The organism is Rhizobium sp. WSM409 (assembly GCF_057653825.1).
The window spans coordinates 181,112-196,529 of the sequence record NZ_JBYGKP010000003.1 but is presented as its reverse complement, the minus strand read 5'-3'; the positions used below and the strand labels follow the sequence as shown (position 1 = coordinate 196,529).

Annotated in this window: 18 protein-coding genes and 7 pseudogenes; 17 read left to right on the top strand and 8 right to left on the bottom strand. The window is 57.9% G+C overall.

What is annotated here, in order from left to right; all coding sequences use genetic code 11:
- Positions 1-8: 8 nt before the first annotated feature.
- Positions 9-605: an SOS response-associated peptidase gene (locus AC25BC_RS28585; RefSeq protein ID WP_003554305.1), complete on the top strand. Its 597-nt coding sequence runs from the start codon at positions 9-11 to the stop codon at positions 603-605.
- Between the two features lie 540 nt (positions 606-1,145).
- Here the strand turns inward: AC25BC_RS28585 and AC25BC_RS28580 are convergent.
- Both AC25BC_RS28580 and AC25BC_RS28575 read right to left on the bottom strand, forming a co-directional pair.
- Complete coding sequence (locus tag AC25BC_RS28580) at positions 1,146-1,409, bottom strand: hypothetical protein (protein ID WP_128439033.1); 264 nt, start codon at positions 1,407-1,409, stop codon at positions 1,146-1,148.
- Positions 1,409-1,632 (bottom strand): annotated as a pseudogene (locus AC25BC_RS28575) (spike base protein, RCAP_Rcc01079 family). The gene AC25BC_RS28580 and the pseudogene AC25BC_RS28575 overlap by 1 nt, the downstream one beginning before the upstream one ends.
- 135 nt (positions 1,633-1,767) lie before the next feature.
- Here AC25BC_RS28575 and AC25BC_RS28570 point away from each other — a divergent pair.
- Both AC25BC_RS28570 and AC25BC_RS28565 read left to right on the top strand, forming a co-directional pair.
- Positions 1,768-2,016 (top strand): hypothetical protein, encoded by a 249-nt coding sequence (locus tag AC25BC_RS28570; protein ID WP_128439034.1) that lies wholly within the window; start codon positions 1,768-1,770, stop codon positions 2,014-2,016.
- 198 nt (positions 2,017-2,214) lie between these two features.
- Positions 2,215-2,454, top strand: a complete 240-nt coding sequence (locus tag AC25BC_RS28565; protein ID WP_003554314.1) for a hypothetical protein — start codon at positions 2,215-2,217, stop codon at positions 2,452-2,454.
- A gap of 157 nt (positions 2,455-2,611) precedes the next feature.
- On the opposite strand, the pseudogene AC25BC_RS28560 reads toward AC25BC_RS28565, so the two are convergent.
- Positions 2,612-2,731, bottom strand: a pseudogene (locus tag AC25BC_RS28560) (ATP dependent DNA ligase); the annotation flags it as partial.
- A gap of 110 nt (positions 2,732-2,841) precedes the next feature.
- Here AC25BC_RS28560 and AC25BC_RS28555 point away from each other — a divergent pair.
- On the top strand, positions 2,842-3,168 hold the full coding sequence (locus AC25BC_RS28555) for a hypothetical protein (RefSeq protein ID WP_003554317.1): 327 nt from the start codon (positions 2,842-2,844) through the stop codon (positions 3,166-3,168).
- An 84-nt stretch (positions 3,169-3,252) separates the two neighbouring features.
- Here the strand turns inward: AC25BC_RS28555 and AC25BC_RS28550 are convergent.
- Positions 3,253-3,684: pseudogene (locus AC25BC_RS28550) on the bottom strand (hypothetical protein); the annotation flags it as partial.
- Between the two features lie 401 nt (positions 3,685-4,085).
- Between AC25BC_RS28550 and AC25BC_RS28545 the strand changes: the two are divergent.
- Positions 4,086-4,782 (top strand): annotated as a pseudogene (locus tag AC25BC_RS28545) (SOS response-associated peptidase).
- Between the two features lie 19 nt (positions 4,783-4,801).
- Complete coding sequence (locus AC25BC_RS28540; RefSeq protein ID WP_003554319.1) at positions 4,802-5,011, top strand: hypothetical protein; 210 nt, start codon at positions 4,802-4,804, stop codon at positions 5,009-5,011.
- A gap of 287 nt (positions 5,012-5,298) precedes the next feature.
- On the opposite strand, the pseudogene AC25BC_RS28535 reads toward AC25BC_RS28540, so the two are convergent.
- Positions 5,299-5,371, bottom strand: a pseudogene (locus AC25BC_RS28535) (spike base protein, RCAP_Rcc01079 family); the annotation flags it as partial.
- A gap of 95 nt (positions 5,372-5,466) precedes the next feature.
- Between AC25BC_RS28535 and AC25BC_RS28530 the strand changes: the two are divergent.
- Together AC25BC_RS28530 and AC25BC_RS28525 are read left to right on the top strand one after the other, a co-directional pair.
- Positions 5,467-5,712 (top strand): BrnT family toxin, encoded by a 246-nt coding sequence (locus tag AC25BC_RS28530; protein WP_003554321.1) that lies wholly within the window; start codon positions 5,467-5,469, stop codon positions 5,710-5,712.
- On the top strand, positions 5,709-6,023 hold the full coding sequence (locus AC25BC_RS28525) for a BrnA antitoxin family protein (protein WP_003554323.1): 315 nt from the start codon (positions 5,709-5,711) through the stop codon (positions 6,021-6,023). The genes AC25BC_RS28530 and AC25BC_RS28525 overlap by 4 nt, the downstream gene beginning before the upstream one ends.
- A 797-nt stretch (positions 6,024-6,820) precedes the next feature.
- Here the strand turns inward: AC25BC_RS28525 and AC25BC_RS28520 are convergent.
- Together AC25BC_RS28520 and AC25BC_RS28515 are read right to left on the bottom strand one after the other, a co-directional pair.
- Positions 6,821-7,207, bottom strand: a complete 387-nt coding sequence (locus AC25BC_RS28520; protein ID WP_003554325.1) for a DUF983 domain-containing protein — start codon at positions 7,205-7,207, stop codon at positions 6,821-6,823.
- A 228-nt stretch (positions 7,208-7,435) separates the two neighbouring features.
- A complete protein-coding gene (locus AC25BC_RS28515) occupies positions 7,436-7,618 on the bottom strand; it encodes a hypothetical protein (protein ID WP_128405702.1) in 183 nt (60 codons plus the stop codon).
- A gap of 110 nt (positions 7,619-7,728) precedes the next feature.
- Here AC25BC_RS28515 and AC25BC_RS28510 point away from each other — a divergent pair.
- From AC25BC_RS28510 to AC25BC_RS28475, 8 genes and pseudogenes are all read left to right on the top strand, one after another.
- Positions 7,729-8,704: pseudogene (locus AC25BC_RS28510) on the top strand (CobW family GTP-binding protein).
- 33 nt (positions 8,705-8,737) lie between these two features.
- Entirely contained in the window at positions 8,738-9,235 is a 498-nt protein-coding gene (locus AC25BC_RS28505) for a DUF1097 domain-containing protein (RefSeq protein ID WP_003554329.1), read from the top strand.
- Between the two features lie 29 nt (positions 9,236-9,264).
- Positions 9,265-10,004, top strand: a pseudogene (nthB, locus tag AC25BC_RS28500) (nitrile hydratase subunit beta).
- Positions 10,005-10,031: 27 nt separating this feature from the next.
- Positions 10,032-10,649 (top strand): nitrile hydratase subunit alpha, encoded by a 618-nt coding sequence (gene nthA, locus AC25BC_RS28495; protein ID WP_017996632.1) that lies wholly within the window; start codon positions 10,032-10,034, stop codon positions 10,647-10,649.
- Positions 10,650-10,659: 10 nt separating this feature from the next.
- Positions 10,660-10,986, top strand: coding sequence for a nitrile hydratase accessory protein (locus AC25BC_RS28490; protein WP_012763449.1), 327 nt, complete (start codon positions 10,660-10,662; stop codon positions 10,984-10,986).
- 56 nt (positions 10,987-11,042) lie between these two features.
- Positions 11,043-11,231 carry a CbtB domain-containing protein gene (locus AC25BC_RS28485; protein WP_128439037.1) on the top strand — a complete coding sequence of 63 codons (189 nt, stop codon included), beginning with the start codon at positions 11,043-11,045 and terminating at the stop codon, positions 11,229-11,231.
- A gap of 11 nt (positions 11,232-11,242) precedes the next feature.
- Positions 11,243-11,968, top strand: a complete 726-nt coding sequence (locus tag AC25BC_RS28480) for a CbtA family protein (RefSeq protein WP_012763450.1) — start codon at positions 11,243-11,245, stop codon at positions 11,966-11,968.
- Positions 11,969-12,287: 319 nt separating this feature from the next.
- A complete protein-coding gene (locus AC25BC_RS28475; protein ID WP_003554342.1) occupies positions 12,288-13,358 on the top strand; it encodes a GlxA family transcriptional regulator in 1,071 nt (356 codons plus the stop codon).
- Between the two features lie 375 nt (positions 13,359-13,733).
- On the opposite strand, the gene ligD is transcribed toward AC25BC_RS28475, so the two are convergent.
- A complete protein-coding gene (gene ligD, locus AC25BC_RS28470) occupies positions 13,734-14,798 on the bottom strand; it encodes a non-homologous end-joining DNA ligase (RefSeq protein ID WP_128439038.1) in 1,065 nt (354 codons plus the stop codon).
- A gap of 109 nt (positions 14,799-14,907) precedes the next feature.
- Between ligD and AC25BC_RS28465 the strand changes: the two genes are divergently transcribed.
- Entirely contained in the window at positions 14,908-15,195 is a 288-nt protein-coding gene (locus AC25BC_RS28465) for a hypothetical protein (RefSeq protein WP_003554348.1), read from the top strand.
- The last annotated feature ends 223 nt before the right edge of the window (positions 15,196-15,418 follow it).

The following is a 15,418-nucleotide window of genomic DNA, read 5'->3' as shown; positions in this document are numbered from 1 at the left end:
GTCCCGCTATGTGCAATGACTATGAACAACATATTCGCTGGAAAGAGTACTGCGAGATGATGCAGTCTCTCGCCCTGCGCATTCCGGCGCACCAGTCTGAACTCGATCTACCCACGGCCGATGACATCAAAATCGGTGATATCGCCCCGGTGGTCCGGACATCTGGCGATGAGTTCGAACTCTTCGCCGCCAAGTTCGGGTTTCCGCCGTCTGCCGGACGCAAAGGCGGACCGGTTTTTAATTTCGTCTCGGAAAACCGGGATTTCTCTGAGAGCAAACGCTGCCTCATCCCGGCGTCGGCCTTCTTCGAGTTTACCGGAACGAAATACCCGAAGGCCAAGCACAGGTTTACGCTCGCCGACCGTGCGATATTCGCTATTGCCGGGCTGTGGCGCGAAGGCGAAGGCAATCAGCCGGCGTCGATGACGATGCTCACGACGAAGCCGAGCCCGGATGTCGCGCCAATCCATAATCGACAGGTTGTTATCCTGAAACCTGAAGATTGGAGACACTGGCTGGCGCTGTCGAAACCCCAGGATCAGCTACTCAAGCCGCTGCCTGCGGGAAGTCTCTCGGTGGAGCAGGTGCGAGCTGGAAGCGACTGACGCTCGCCTCACCGAGATGCAGGTGCGCAGCATTGCAATCTCCGAGGCCATCCAGAATGTCGATCCATCGCCAAGCCATTCGCCGATGGTGGCGTGGACGACGGCCTCGCGAACTCCTGGGCCGAGAGTTGACCACTCGATGACGCGGCGAGGCACACCGCAAGTGCGACCCTTCCCAACCCCTTACTCGCAAGGCTCAACCCTTCATCTCGACGGTTTTCGTAAAGCTCTTGATCTCCTCGCGACGGGCCGCATCAACGCCGCCAAAAGAGAAGCCCGAGCACCATGAGGCGGATGCTCCAGGCGCGCTTCAGGACCTTGCGCCAGTTATGGACGAACACGGAGTGGCTCCGGGTTGTGAATTTTCAGCAGAAGTTCGTTGCCAAAATCCGAGGAAGGCCTACTTCCCCGCTTTTGTGGAGGGCAAAATTGCTACAGAGTGAAACACGTAAAGCGCTTATGCTCGCCTTCTTAATTGGCGGCTCCTTTTTGATTGCAATTCGCTATGGCATACATCACGGCTATCTTTCGCCCTGACCGTCAGAGAGAAGCCGCCGCCTTAAACCCGTCGATCTGTTGCGACGGGAAGCCCATGGCAACAAATCCAGCCATCATCGTCGGACTCTTCCCCCAAATCGGTTGCGACTCGCATAGTTCCCACGCTTCCGCCTGCCTCATTGGCCGCCAGATGGTGCTCGGCTTCAGATCGGCTGGATAGGTGGTGATGAAGTTGGACTGCGACACCTTGGCGGCGCTACCCAGTATCCCGATCTCATTCAGCGAGACGTTGTTGCCGTTGTCCATCAGCATAATGCAATGATGTTGGAGGCCGCGATCCCGGTCAGCGCCAAGATGGCGGCGTGAACCGGCTGGATCGTTCCGGCGGGCACGCTCTTGAAGATGACAGGGTCATGTCTCGACGCGGCGCGATAGCAATATCGCCGGCCGTGCCATATAGCGGGCCCGCGCACCGACGATGGCAGTATCGCCCGGCAGCCCGAGAGGCCGGAGCAATCGAGGGATCCAACTAATACTCCCTACTCGGTGCATGCGACGCAGCTTTTGGAAGCATTCACATCTCGCCTTCCCCACCTGGATATGGTTGGAACCGACCCTAGATTTTCTGGTTCGGTTCGGGAGTGGCCACCTTTGGGAGGATGGGATGTTCGTGACGTTGACCGACGGCACGATTACTCGCTGGATTAACATGGACGCCGTGATCCAGATGCGGTTCGATGAGGACAAACATCAAACGGAACTATTTTTGGTCAGAGAGAACGCCAGACTGGTTTTCGTCGATCAGTCTCCGGAAGAAATCCGAACGCTACTGGACGTCGAACTCGAACGGCTATCCCAAATCACAAACTGGACCACGGGCGGCCCAATAGGAAAGTCAAATGGTTGCAGATGACGGGCCATTACCACATACACTTGTAGTTGAAACGCCCTAACCCATTGCAAGGGTACGCGCTACTGCGAGTAAAGGGATGGGAACTCAACCGCTAAAATCATTAGAATCGCTCTCGCAGCGACCGTATTCGCTATGTCAGCAATCGGCGCTTTCGCTCATGGCGGTGAGCCATACGAACCACGAGGCCGGTGACTATCATTGTCACTGAAGCGCTTCACGGTGGCCGAATCACGAGGAGAAAAGTCTTTCAGAAAGCTCAATGGCAACGATGCCGAGCTCGACAGCCACATCGTTATCGTGATCCTCAACAACGGCGTGCGGTGCATCTTCGTGGCCATTCTCCTTCGAAGCGAGCCGGCGCGCTACGATAAGTCGATTGGTTTCAGGAGGCTTGCTGTCGCGTTGCGATTGAAAGCTTCCACTGCGCTCTCCTGGTGAAGCCAAAGGCGAAGTTCTTTATCGCTGTGCCCATTGCGTTGGCGGTAAGCTCCTTTTTGACAATGGTTTTTGCCTTGGGTCTGATGGGAATTGTCAAACATTGTGCCGATTGCGGAGGGTAGCTCTTGAACGTCACCCCAAGTTATTAACCGCCGCGTTATTCCTGCTCCTCCCGCAGCCTCTTATAGGACGCGTGCCGCAGCTTTCCGTCATCCGTCCACGCCCGGTGTTCGATCTCGGCGATCAGCTTCGGCTTCACGAATATCGCTCCCTTGCGCTCGACGGGCGGGCTCCAGCAGGTTTGAATGTCGAGATAAGCATTTTGGATGGATATTCCCGGTGCTCTATAGCGGCTACAATATTCGCTTAAGGAGAAGGGAGTGCACGATGAAAGCGATCACGGTTTCTGGCCTCATTATGCTAGCCTTCGCATCCGGTGCATATGCCGCAACCATGACGGCGGAGCAGTTGAAAAGCGAGTTGGTAGGCCACCCAATTCACTGGAAGTCAAAGACGCAATCGGGCGTCACAACTTATAAACCAGACGGGACGATTGAAGCGACTGTCGACGGGGACAAGGCCACCTACAAGGGGACATGGAGCATCAAAGATAATAAGATGTGCGAGAAGTTCGGTAAGGAAAAATGTGCAACGATCAATTCGCTTGGAGGTAAGAAATACTCCAAGGGGGGCGGGACATTTACTGTGGAATAGCGCCTGTTTTGGTTTCGTCACCAGGCGGCTTATGTGCCGGCTGGCTTGTCGCGCAACGGGAAAGAGCCTGAGCTCAACCAGCGGCGCCTCGATGCTCGCGTGGCCGAGGCTCCAATAGCCGACGCCCTTCTGGATCCACTTCAGCTCGCCGAGCGTGCCGGCGTCCTTGGCGGATGGTGGGAGGTCTGCAGGCGGGCTTATCGGCCGTCTCGCTAGAATATTTCTTATCGATCTCCCTCGGAAACTTGACGCACTTCGGCGCTGCGGTCGTCGGCTTTGCCGATTCCATCTCGCTTGTGGCGGTGACGCTGCTTCGTCAGCCTTGTCAGCAGCAGCAGCGTCGGCGCCACAGAACTTTGCGCGGATTTCGTTGCGCTTCACGTCTTTGGCAGAGCCGTCGGCCTTGGCGGCTTGGTACTTGGTGCTGCACTCCTTCATCGTCAACGTATGCGCCGGCGACGACATGAGGAAAGCAGCGACCACCGAGCCGGCGGCGGAGAGAAGCAGTTTGTGCATAGTGCTTAAATTACTTGGTCGATGCAACGAAACCCATGACACCCTCCCTTGTTCATCTACGGCGCGAACGGTGAAACCCACCGAATGAAGGGATGAACAAAGGCGACACTCGTTTCAGGGCCCCTGCGAAGCGCATGAAAGACGTTGCTTCGGGAGGGATTCGCCACGACCTGGAACCAGAAGGGGCGCAACGACTGGTGTGTTTGAGCGTCCCTCCCTTTCCCCGTTGCCTTTCATCTGAGGTTCAGGATGGATGGCCGAAACTAGTCCACCAGTATTTGTTGATTGGCATCCGGAAAGAGGAGTCCAAGGCATGAAGCTCATGACACTGGCTGCCGCAGCAAGCGTGGCTGCTACCGCGCCGCGCGGCCAGCCTATGGCTATCACAGGGACTGAACATTGTGTGTCGCCGTATTTTTGTAGATTCATCCTTAGATGAGCTGATCGGCCATTTCACCTTTGCTGATCGCGGCGAAGTTGATGGCTTGGATGACCGCTTCCCTCGCTACAACGGCTATCCCAAGGAAGTTTATCCAATCATCATCAGCGGCAGCGCGCAGAAGCCGGGAGCCTCGGCGTCGACTTTTGTGATGGCCGTTTGGGATTTCACACCGTCTTGGATGAAGCCATCCCAACGTAGGCCATCGGCTAATCTGCCGTGCGAAGGCATTGCTGTGAATGCAAAGTTTGGTCTCGCCTATCAGGCGCGCCGATGCCTGATACCTGTCAACGGGTTTCGAGTGGGAGACGTTGGAGACTGGTCGTCGGTCGCAGCCATACGCCATCGCCATGAAGGATGGCTTGCCCTTCGCTCTGGCCGGTATTTCGGAGATCTGGAGCCACCCATCAGGCATCGATATCCTCAACTTCGCCGTCTTGACCTGCGCACCGAACGAGATGATGGCGACGATCCATGATCGTATGCCGGTTATCCTGCATCGGAACGACTATGCCCGCTGGCTATCGACAGAACCAGACCCTGCAGACCTCATGAAGCCCTTTCCGGCCGCACTGATGAGCCAGTGGCCGGTGGCGCGACGGCTGAACAATGACAAAAGAGGCGGGCCAGAGACGATTGCTGCGATAGAGGTTGTCTAAAACGAAAAGGATCACCAAGATGTTTCAAGCGCTAACCTCCCTTTCCGATCACGATATCGAAACTGTGGTCGATGCGGTGACCGAATGGTGTTCGCAACATCATTGCGACATTCAGAGCTGTCGCGGGCAATTCGCCCTCGCTGCGGCTGTCGATGCGCTCCAGAGTTCACCGAATCATGACGCCTTGGTGCATCATCTTTCCGAGAAATTGATGGATAATAAAGAATAGCGTCATTCGAATATGTGAGATCGGACGACCGCCCGGCGCACAGGAGTTCGATTGCTTGGGGTTAGGCAACATCGCCGAGCGGCCGGGCGCACAATACCAAAGACAACTCCAGTGTAAATTCACAAATACTGCCAAAGACGTACACTTAGTTATTACCTCTTCTGCAGCACGCATGTCGAAATAGTAGCGGGTCATGCATCCTCTGCGCAGCCTTAACCTCCTCGAGGCTGAAGGGATTCTGCGTCGACGCCATTCCAAATTGCCGCTTCGGCGGCGCTTGATCGATTCCGCGGAAGCGATGGCGGTATCGTTCGGGGTCACCGCGGCGGCCCGCGAGGCCGGAGCAATCGAAGGGTCCATTGCAGTTTTCCTTGCGAGATCCGTATATAGAACCAGTTTCCGTATATGCAGGAACCTATTGTAAAATTAGGTCGGTTTCCGTATATACAATATCCATGAAGATCACCTACGACGAAGCAAAGCGCCGGACCAATATCGAAAAGCACGGGCTCGACTTTGCCGATCTCGATCTGCTTTTCTTTGCAGGCTCCGTTGTCGTCCCGGCCAAAGGCGAACGCCTCATGGCCATCGGTGTCTTTCGTGATGGCGTGATTGCCGTCGTGTTCGTCACCCTCGGCTCTGAAGCCATTTCGGTAATCTCCATGCGCAAAGCCAGCCGTAAGGAAAGGAGCATCCTATGACCCGCATCGCAGATAGTGTTCTGAAAATCTCCGACGCTGAAGAAGCGAAGATCCAGAGGCAAATCGCCAGCGATCCCGACGCCCCAGAGGCGACGGATGAACAGTTGGCCAAGGCCAAACCTTTTGCCGAAGCCCTTCCCGAGTTGGCCGAGTCCATCAGGAAGAACCTGGGCGGCCGGCCTAAGTCCAATAATCCTAAGGTCGCCGTGAGCATTCGGCTCGATCCAGAAGTCGTCGATGCTTTCAAGGCCAAAGGCGAAGGCTGGCAAAGCCGGATAAATGAGACACTGCGGAAGGCGGTAGGGCTATAGCACTCCGCGGCCGTTTATCATTGCCCCGCAAATGCAGGCTTGAGCTCGGCGCGAAGGGTGGTAATAACCCGTCCTGCTTCTTCCTGGGTGAGGCCACACGGCAAAAGCGATTGATCATCGAGCGCAAGACCGGCTGCGAGATTTTCAGGGAAGGCGACTTCCGCGCCGGCTCTGACAAGAGCCCTGAATCCCAATCATAGGACGTACTGACCAGACAGGGGATGGTCATCTGCTGATCGCTCGCAAACTTCACGATTCGTTCGACGGCGAAGTGCCGATCAAAAGTGATGACGATAAGCCTGGGTTCATGGGGTGGCGTGGCTGGCAACGACCGCGTCAACTTCATCGATACTCCGATTTCGCCGATGCCGCGCGTGCCGCTCTTCAAATGAGCACATTCATTGGCAGCTATCATCTGACTGGCCCCGGCACGGTATTCGCCGCCGCGGCCATCATAGTCACTTCGCTAGCCGGGCTCCTGCTGAGTCGCGGGAAGTTCAATCAGGAATGATGGACTATCATTTTCGTGCGAGCATCGAGTATCTTCCGGCCACTGCTGACCTCATTAGCCGATTTCCTCTTGCTCTTGCCCAGCCAGCAGATCGATGAGCACGGCTGTGCTCGTTATAGGAACATGTCGAGGATGGGCAAGTAGAAGGAACCTGTTCGCAGGTGCGGCAGCTGGGTGCGGCCTGAGAAGGATCCAGCCCGCCAAGGCGATCAGGAGGATCGCGGCGACGGCGAGCGTAGACTCCGACCTTGCGACGGAGCCCTGCGGTTCGCGATCGTGCTCGCCTTCATTTGCCCCACTCTCGATCGATCCGACCCTCTTCAGCTTTGTGGAAGTACTGCGAGCAGACCAGCCATCCTTTCAGAGGCCTCAACAACAATATGCATGCCAGCCCGGTCAGTGGAACCGTCAGGACCAGATGGACCCAGAGGTGAACGTCGAAGGTGAACTGAAGCCATAGAGCAAAGGCAAGCGCGGGAACCGCGACGATGCTCATGGCGAAGAATGCCGGCCCGTCCGCCGGGTCCGCGAAGGAGTAGTCCAAGCCGCAGACTTCACAGGCCGGAGCGAGGGATAGAAGGCCATTGAACAGATGTCCCCGCTGGCAACGTGGGCAACGCCCTTTGATACCAGTTAAAGCGGGGACTGTCGTTTCGTCGTATTCCGTTTTCATCTCCGGATTCCCTCGATCGCGCGGTCAAAGGCGGTTAGTGCCCCCTACTTAGGCGGTAATGTAGAAGCGAACTCTTGGCGGGACGTCGGGTTCCAATCGATCATTTCGTAGAAGGTCTTCGATCCGCCGAGGGTTGCCGGAGAGCTTGCATGGGAACGAACAGCGGAGTCCGCTCGTCTCACTGTGTCGATTGGTTTTGCCAGCGCGCCCTTAATTTTGAGCAATTGGCTAAGCCCACCAACGCTTGAACATCTCCAGGGCATGACCTGTATGTATTTTAGGCACGCTGATTATTTCATCAGCAAACCGCAAAAAGCGGCTTTTTTTGGCAGCTTTTGCGATTCCTTTGGCCGAAATTGAAACCCTCGCCGCATTGCGCAATTTCGCAAGTTTACCTGTAATGCCGGTCAAGCGATCGGGACAATTCACCCTTCGTAACACCGAAAACTTGCATAGCGACCCCTCTGCCGGCCTGCAATCGCGGGAGTGGCGAAGCTGTGCCAGACGCGGAGACGGCAGCCATGTCGAAGTTGAAAACCACCATACTCACGGGCTTCCTCGGAGCCGGTAAGACGACGCTACTCAATCGGATTCTTTCGTTCGAGAGCAGCGAGCGCGTCGCCGTCATCGTCAACGAATACGGAGAAGTGGGCATCGACGGCCAACTTATCGTGCAGACCAACGATCAGATCGTGGAACTGAACAACGGATGCATTTGCTGCACCGTCCGCGACGACCTCATCGCGGCGATTAGAGCCCTGCTTCAGTCGGGCCGCCAGATCGATCGTTTCATCATCGAGACGTCGGGACTAGCCGATCCGGCGCCCGTCATCCAGTCCTTCATCCTCGACGACGTCCTGTCCGCCCGATTGGAACTGGACGCGATCGTCACCGTAGTCGACGCCCGACACATAGAAGGACAACTCGCGCAAGAAGAAGCAGTCGAACAGATCAGCTTTGCCGACGTCCTGCTGCTGAATAAGGTTGATCTCGTCGACGAGGATCATCTTCTACAAGTCGAGCGGGATCTAAGGCGACGAAATCCCCTGGCCCGGATCATCCCGACCAAGGATTGCGGCGTCGCATTTGAAGATGTCGTGGGCATCGGCGCGTTCGACTTGAAGAACGTGCTCGAAATCGATCCGCAGATCCTGGAAGAACAGGAGCACGAGCACGATCAAACTATCGGGTGCGTAGCTTTCCGCGAGCCAGAGCCTCTCGATCCGGTGGCGCTCAATAGCTGGCTGACCCGCCTGGTGCAGGACATCGGAGCCGACCTGTTTCGGATGAAAGGCGTGCTCAGCTTCGCTGGGGAAGCCAGGCGATATGTCTTGCATGGCATCCACATGACCTTGGAAGGCCGGCCGGGAAAGGTCTGGCAACCGTCCGAAGATTCGCTCAAGCGACATCGTCTTCATCGGTCGCAACCTTGACGAGGAGATGCTGCGAGCGGGGTTCGAGCGCTGCATCGTACCACGCCAAGCCCTGGCGTCCTGACCCATTCCCCGCTTTCACACAAGGAGACACGACATGCCCCCTCTCGTAGCAGCAATGATCAGCCTTGGCGTCCTGGGCGCCATAGACACCTATATCACCGCTACCGTCTTTCCTGTTCCGGTGTGGGTGACGTTCATTGCATGGGCGTCTTTTTATGCCTGCGGCGGCGGGCAGCATGGCCTCGTCAAGAGCATCGTGTCCAACTGGACCGGTATCATCATCGCGTCGCTAACGCTGCTGGTGATCCAATACGGACCGCAGCATCCGATCTTTGTCGCCTTACTCGTCGGCCTCGGTACCTCGGCCATGGTGATGGTGTCCTCCATCAAGATACTGAACTTCCCGCCGGCCATCGTATTTGGCTTCGCGTCGTTGGTCGGCACGACGGCCGCCACCAATACATCTGTCGTCACGTCAGGAATGAACCATCCAACCCTCGTCGCCATGGCCGCAATGCTGCTCGGCGGCGCCTTTGGCCTTCTGTCGGAAATCGGCACGTCGCTACTCTCCACCAAGCCCGCCACCGCGTAGCCACACCAATCGCTCAAGAGGAAATTTCGATGAAGCTCCAACACTATCTCGGCGGCCTTGAAGGCCTTGGCCCGGTCAGCACGGAAACACGTGTCTTCGTGGAGACATGGGAGACCCGCATCTTCGGTATCCACACCGCAATGATGGCCCTGTCCTCTCAGCTCTCGCTTCCGGCGACGCCGTCTGCATTCTCAAGCATCTGGACCTGGGCGGACCTGCGCAAGGGTGCGGAATTCTCAACCCCTTCGACTACTTCAAATACCGATACTACGAGAAATGGCTCGGCGGCATTTCCGGCTACTTCATCGACAAGGGCTACATCACCGCCGAGGAACTCGATGCCCTGACGGAGGAATACTACGCTGATCCCTCGATACCCGTGCCGACGGCCGGCGACCAGGCGATCGACGATCGGGTCGTTCAATATCTCGTCGAAGGCGACAGCCCCAAGCGCGAGGCGGAGGTATCCTCCGATTTCACCGTTGGCGACCTCGTCTCGATCAGGAATGTCCCATCGGTCGAGCACACCAGGCTGCCTGGCTTTCTTCGGGGTAAGACGGGAACCGTCGAGACTGTCTACGACGGCGCCTACGTCTACCTCTGTGACACGGGAACGGACGGGATCGGCGCGGCGATGCCGGTCTACTGCATCCGTTTCGAGCCCGAGGAACTCTGGCCCACCAACGCCGAGACGAACTTCAGCCTCTACGCGGATCTCTACGCCCATTACGTGGAATCCCCACGCGCCGTCGCCGCCCAAGCCGCCTGACGCGCAAAGCAATAGGAGAACACTCAGATGATCGACCGCTTCAAATACCGCGAAGATCGCGAAGCCTACAGTGCCGCGCGCGTTAAAGCTCTCGAGGCCCTCCTGATCAAGAAAGGCATCATCACGGACAAGACCGTCGATACCATCCTGGATTTCTTCGAAACGAAGATGGGACCGTTCAACGGCGCCAAGATCGTCGCCCGCGCATGGCTCGACCCCGCCTTCAAGGACCGCCTGGTGGCCAATACCCCCGCAGCGATCGCCGAACTCGAGCTTCCCGAAGGGATGGCGGGCGCGGAGGGCGAACATATGCGCGCAGTCGCCAATTCTGCAGACGTCCACAACCTCATCATATGCACGCTCTGCTCCTGCTACCCTTGGCCAGTCCTGGGGCTGCCGCCGTACTGGTATAAGGATCCGACATTCCGCAGCCGCGCAGCTCGCGAGCCGCGCGCGGTCTTAAACGAGTTCGGTCTGCCCGTGCCGGAGACCATCGAGATCAAAGTCTGGGATTCCAGCGCGCAGATCCGCTGGTTCGTTATCCCGGAACGCCCGCCAGGCACCGAAGGGCTGACGGAGACGGAGCTTGAGGCTCTCGTAACCCCCGAAGCCATGATGGGCGTCGCCATCGCCAAGGCCGCTTGAGGCGGATGCGATGTTGACCCAGTTCGAACATTTCGCGGTTACGGAAATGATGGGGGAGCCCGACAACCCTCCCCGCGCCAACGGTTCCCTCTGCTTCGGTTCTCAATGGGAACGGTCCTCGTTCGGAATGGCGCTTGCCCTCGCAAAGAGCGGCGCCTTCGAATGGGACGATTTCCGAGACGAACTGATCGCGACGATCAAGGATTGGGAAGATGCGCATCCCATCGATCGCTCGAGCTGGAATTACTACGACCAGTTCCTGACAGCCCTTGAGAAGGCCATCGTGAAAGCTGGTGTCGTCGACCCTGAAGAGATCGTGGCCGCTCTGGCGGCCTGATCCCAGTCAAAACTTGCCAAATTGGCGCTCTACTCAAACACTTGAAAGGTATCAGGATGTCAATCTCAGCCTCCACTGCCATCGCGGCGCCAAACCTCACGACGTCGGCCGCGAAACTCCTCCAGGCTGCGACGGCGGTCTTCTTCGGTCTGGTGATCGTGGGATTCGTCGGGTTCTCGCACATCGAAATCGTTCACAACGCAGCGCATGACACCCGTCACGCCAATGCGTTTCCCTGCCACTGAGGTTTAATCTCATGTCGCTGTTTCGCTCGATCGTATTCACGGCGGCCCTTACGGGCGTCATCGTCGGCGGCGCCGTCAGCGCCGCCCAATTCGCTGGAACCAGCCAGTTGATCGCCAAGGCCGAGGTCTATGAAAAGGCGGGCGAAGCCACGGAAACGCCGGAAGTCGTTTCGCCCATGACGACACCGCACCCCCACGAAGCCGATCACGATCACAACGAAGCAGGCTGGGAGCCGTCAGACGGACTGGAGCGGATGACCTTCACGGTTGCAGCAAACATGCTGACCGCGATCGGCTACGCCCTGGTCCTGTGCGGACTTATCGCAATGCGTGGGAAGCCCGTCACCTGGCGCGACGGCTTGCTGTGGGGATTGGCCGGTTTCGCCTGCGTCATGCTCGCGCCTTTGATAGGTCTGCCGCCTGAGTTACCCGGAACGCCTTCCGCGCCCCTGGCCGACCGTCAGCTCTGGTGGATTGGAACCGCGTTGGCTACAGCAGTCGGTATCGGTCTAATTGCTTTCCAGCGAAAGCCATGGGCGGCAGCCGTCGCCATTGCGACCATCGCGGCCCCTCACCTGATCGGCGCTCCGGTCGCACCGGAAGGAATGCACCCGCTGGCCCCGGAGTCCCTCGAGCATCAGTTCGTAGCTGCCGCGGTGATGACGAGCCTCGTCTTCTGGGCTCTGCTTGGGTCCGTGAGCGGGGCGCTTTTCCGTCGATTTGAACGTACCGCATGAGCTCCGGCACGTTTTGGAACGCGGACCTCGACGCGTTGCAGTTCACCGCCTGTAACGGCGGGAACTGCCTCGTTCATCGAAGGGCGTTTCGCGCCGTGCTCCGGAAGTCTCCGCTCATGGAGGACTGTATCGCTTTCTACGCGGTGAACCAGGCGACCCTCCAAGCGGCTGCGACGGAGAAGATCGAAGAACATCGCATAGGCGACGGTCAGAGTTTCCACCTCAACAGCAGGCAGATCAGGCGCTGGCTAGTCATGACGAGACTGGCAGAAATCTTGCATGACCAGACATTGGACGGGCAACTAGGAGCGGAGTAGTCATGCGGATTGTCATCCTCGCGCCGCCAGGCGTGCAGTCGCTGGACATCGTCGGCCCTGCTGAAGTTTTCTGGGAGGCTGCGCGAAGGCTGGGCGACATGAGCGCCTACGATATACAGGTCATGTCAACCGGAGCGCGCTCGATCGCCGGAACCGGTCAGCTGAGGTTCATGGCGGATCGCACCATCTTCGACGAAGATGAGGAGATCGACACGTTGCTGGTCGCCGGAGATCCTGCTTTTCTCGAGATCGATCCAGAAGTCACTGCATGGCTTCGGCGCCGGGTTCCAGGCGTGCGGCGGTTCGGCTCGATCTGCACCGGAGTTTTCCTGCTTGCCGAAGCCGGGCTTCTCGATGGAAAGCGGGTGACGACACACTGGGAATGCGCGGCGAAGTTTAGCCGCGAGTATCCGGCGATCGATCTCGACGCCGATGCCATCTACGTACGGGACGGGTCGCTTATCACCGCCGCCGGTGTCACCGCCGGCATCGATCTCGCCCTTTCGCTTGTTGAAGAGGATCACGGCAAGGACGTAGCAATGATCGTCGCCCGTTACATGGTCATGTTCATGAAAAGACCTGGCGGCCAATCGCAGTTCAGCGCGCACCTTGTCGGGCAGATGTCCGAGACGACGTTGATACAGAAGGCTCAGGAGTTCGTGCTCGCAAATCTGAACGGCAACCTCGACGTCGAGAGTTTGGCGCAAGAGATTGGAATGAGCATCCGTAATTTTGCACGCGTCTTTCGCAAGGAGCTTGGAATCACGCCGGCCGATTTCGTCGCGGCCGCTCGGACGGACGCCGCACGGCGGCTGCTCGAGGACACCGTCCATCCGCTACAGAGGATCGCCACCATCTGCGGGTTCGCAGACGTCAACGCGATGAGGCGGGTCTTTACCAAGACGATCGGCGTGAGCCCGAACGATTATCGAAGCCGTTTCCAGGTATCATCCAAAACCATTTCCCAGCCGGCCTCCGACCGGCGCCCTGCTCGACAAACGATAGCCATGGACCTCGCACTAGCAATCTCGCATCCTCAAGAGGCATCAACGAGCGCAAGCCGACACACTTGAGGCGAGCTCGCCTTCGTCCGGTTCCGTCCGGGCCGATCGAGCTCAAATCCAGGCTGATATTCACGCCGCCGTTGAACATCGACAGGAACCCTTCTGCTTAAGGAGGTTAAGCCCGCAGGCGGCTGCCAGCTTCATCGCGATGAATTCGGCCTTCACCACGCTGTAGGTGTCGTTGATTGCCGGGAGTTTAGCGATGAATTTCTTCGTCCCGTCATTAATCAGCGGAAATTGAGCAGAAAGAGCTCGCAGAGAAGACCGGCTTGAACGTCAACACTATTCGGAACATGGAGAGTTTGGGAAACGGACCGATCGCCGGTCGTGCAGCAAACGTTCAGGTCGTTCAACGCGTCCTCGAAGCAGAGGGGATCGAATTCCTCAACCACGGTCGCCCGGGCGTCCGCGTGGTTGGTAAGGAATCGCATTGTCCTGCACATCGCGGAGCCCCTTGTACGACGCATGCCGCAGCTTCCCGTCATGGGTCCAGGCTCGATATTCAATCTCGGCAACAATCTTCGGATCGACGAAGACTGCATTTCGCTTCCGTCCTGTATCCACAGTAGCCTTGCCAATAATCAGCTTGTCCATCTGCTCCCGGAGCTCGGCGGCGGATCGTTCATTGAAGCCGGTCCCCACTCCTCCGACATAGACGAGGTCGTCTCCTTTGCGCGCGGCGAGCAGCAGCCGGCCGATCCCGGCGCGCGCTACTGTGGATCGCTCATAACCGACGATCACAAAACTGTCGCTCTGGATGCATTTGATCTTCAGCCAGTCTCCAAGCCGGCCGGAACGATAAGGCGCGTCCCGGCGCTTGGCTATGATCCCTTCCAACCCGTGTTCGCAGGCGCTTGCCAGCAGCTGATCGCCGTCGGCCTCGATCTCCTCTGAGAGCCGGATATCTCCCTGCTCGCCGGTTGGCACCAAATCCGCGAGCAGGTGCCGGCGCATGTCGAGTTCGGAATTCCTGAGGTCGTGACCGTCGAAATAGAGCAGATCAAAAGCCATGAAGATGGCGTCGCTTGACCTCTTCTTGCCGCCCCTGCCGCCGAGCGACTGTTGCAGCAGGCCGAAATCCGACCGGCCTTTCTCGTCGAGAACCACAGCCTCGCCGTCGAGGATTGCCGAGCCAACAGGAAGCCATAGGGCCGCTTGTTGGATTGCGGGGAAGCGATGCGTCCAGTCGTGGCCGCCACGCGTCAGGATGCGAATGCCCGTCGGCTCGACATGAACCGAAAGGCGATAGCCATCCCATTTCACTTCGAACGCCCATTGCGGCCCTTTGGGCGGCTTCGGCTTCAGGAGAGCGAGGCATGGATCGATGCGATCCGGCATGGGGTCGAGGGGACGGTTCGGCTGTGCGGGATTTCGTGGCTTGCTCGGCCGGGATCGAACCGACTTGTCAACATCCTGCAGGAGCGGCTTTGGTTTCGGCGGCTTTGTCATGCCGCCATCCCATCAGCAATGCCTTAAAAAGCAATTGCCCAATTCGTGTTATTGACTCCGCCTAAGTCGAGAACATTTTGCGACACGCTCGACGGTCGGAGGCTACCCGGTGCCAGATCAGTATCAACCAAAATACAAATGGCGCGAGACCTGGCCGGGAGAAGGACACCAAGACTTCAGCGGGTTCGACGGCGAGCAGTCCTTCGGCCGAATCCAGTTGGACCAAATGAGCCACGGCAAGATGGGGATGTGGAAGTGGAACATCACCCACATCCCTTGGGTGCGAGAGCATATCGCGTCTCATAGCGGATGGGAGGCAATGTCACGGGAGGCATGCCGGAGGGTCGAGGAGCACTACGAGAAATTGTTGGAATTGCATGGTCGGCCGAAAGGCTGATAAAAATTTTTCGGCATGGGAACTATTGGCTCCGCCGATCGTAAGGAGTCGGGCTGTGCAGAGATTGTTATGGCAGCCACCATACACTTCAATATGCGGTCCGCCGAACCCAAACTAGCCCCGTCCTACCTAAGGCGGGGCTTTTTTGGCCTTCGGCCCATTGGCTTCGACGTTCCAGGAGATGGGCTGAGCGACACCGGCAAGCCGGCGTTCCGCATTCACG

Excerpts from the sequence above, each read along its gene's own strand:
- AC25BC_RS28580 (WP_128439033.1), bottom strand. The coding sequence starts at position 1,409 with ATGGACAACGGCAACAACGTCTCGCTGAATGAGATCGGGATACTGGGT.
- ligD (WP_128439038.1), bottom strand. The coding sequence starts at position 14,798 with ATGACAAAGCCGCCGAAACCAAAGCCGCTCCTGCAGGATGTTGACAAG.
- AC25BC_RS28490 (WP_012763449.1), top strand. The coding sequence starts at position 10,660 with ATGTTGACCCAGTTCGAACATTTCGCGGTTACGGAAATGATGGGGGAG.
- AC25BC_RS28540 (WP_003554319.1), top strand. The coding sequence starts at position 4,802 with ATGTTTCAAGCGCTAACCTCCCTTTCCGATCACGATATCGAAACTGTG.
- AC25BC_RS28525 (WP_003554323.1), top strand. The coding sequence starts at position 5,709 with ATGACCCGCATCGCAGATAGTGTTCTGAAAATCTCCGACGCTGAAGAA.
- AC25BC_RS28505 (WP_003554329.1), top strand. The coding sequence starts at position 8,738 with ATGCCCCCTCTCGTAGCAGCAATGATCAGCCTTGGCGTCCTGGGCGCC.
- AC25BC_RS28520 (WP_003554325.1), bottom strand. The coding sequence starts at position 7,207 with ATGAAAACGGAATACGACGAAACGACAGTCCCCGCTTTAACTGGTATC.
- AC25BC_RS28480 (WP_012763450.1), top strand. The coding sequence starts at position 11,243 with ATGTCGCTGTTTCGCTCGATCGTATTCACGGCGGCCCTTACGGGCGTC.
- AC25BC_RS28485 (WP_128439037.1), top strand. The coding sequence starts at position 11,043 with ATGTCAATCTCAGCCTCCACTGCCATCGCGGCGCCAAACCTCACGACG.
- AC25BC_RS28585 (WP_003554305.1), top strand. The coding sequence starts at position 9 with ATGTGCAATGACTATGAACAACATATTCGCTGGAAAGAGTACTGCGAG.
- AC25BC_RS28530 (WP_003554321.1), top strand. The coding sequence starts at position 5,467 with ATGAAGATCACCTACGACGAAGCAAAGCGCCGGACCAATATCGAAAAG.
- AC25BC_RS28570 (WP_128439034.1), top strand. The coding sequence starts at position 1,768 with ATGTTCGTGACGTTGACCGACGGCACGATTACTCGCTGGATTAACATG.
- AC25BC_RS28475 (WP_003554342.1), top strand. The coding sequence starts at position 12,288 with ATGCGGATTGTCATCCTCGCGCCGCCAGGCGTGCAGTCGCTGGACATC.
- nthA (WP_017996632.1), top strand. The coding sequence starts at position 10,032 with ATGATCGACCGCTTCAAATACCGCGAAGATCGCGAAGCCTACAGTGCC.
- AC25BC_RS28555 (WP_003554317.1), top strand. The coding sequence starts at position 2,842 with ATGAAAGCGATCACGGTTTCTGGCCTCATTATGCTAGCCTTCGCATCC.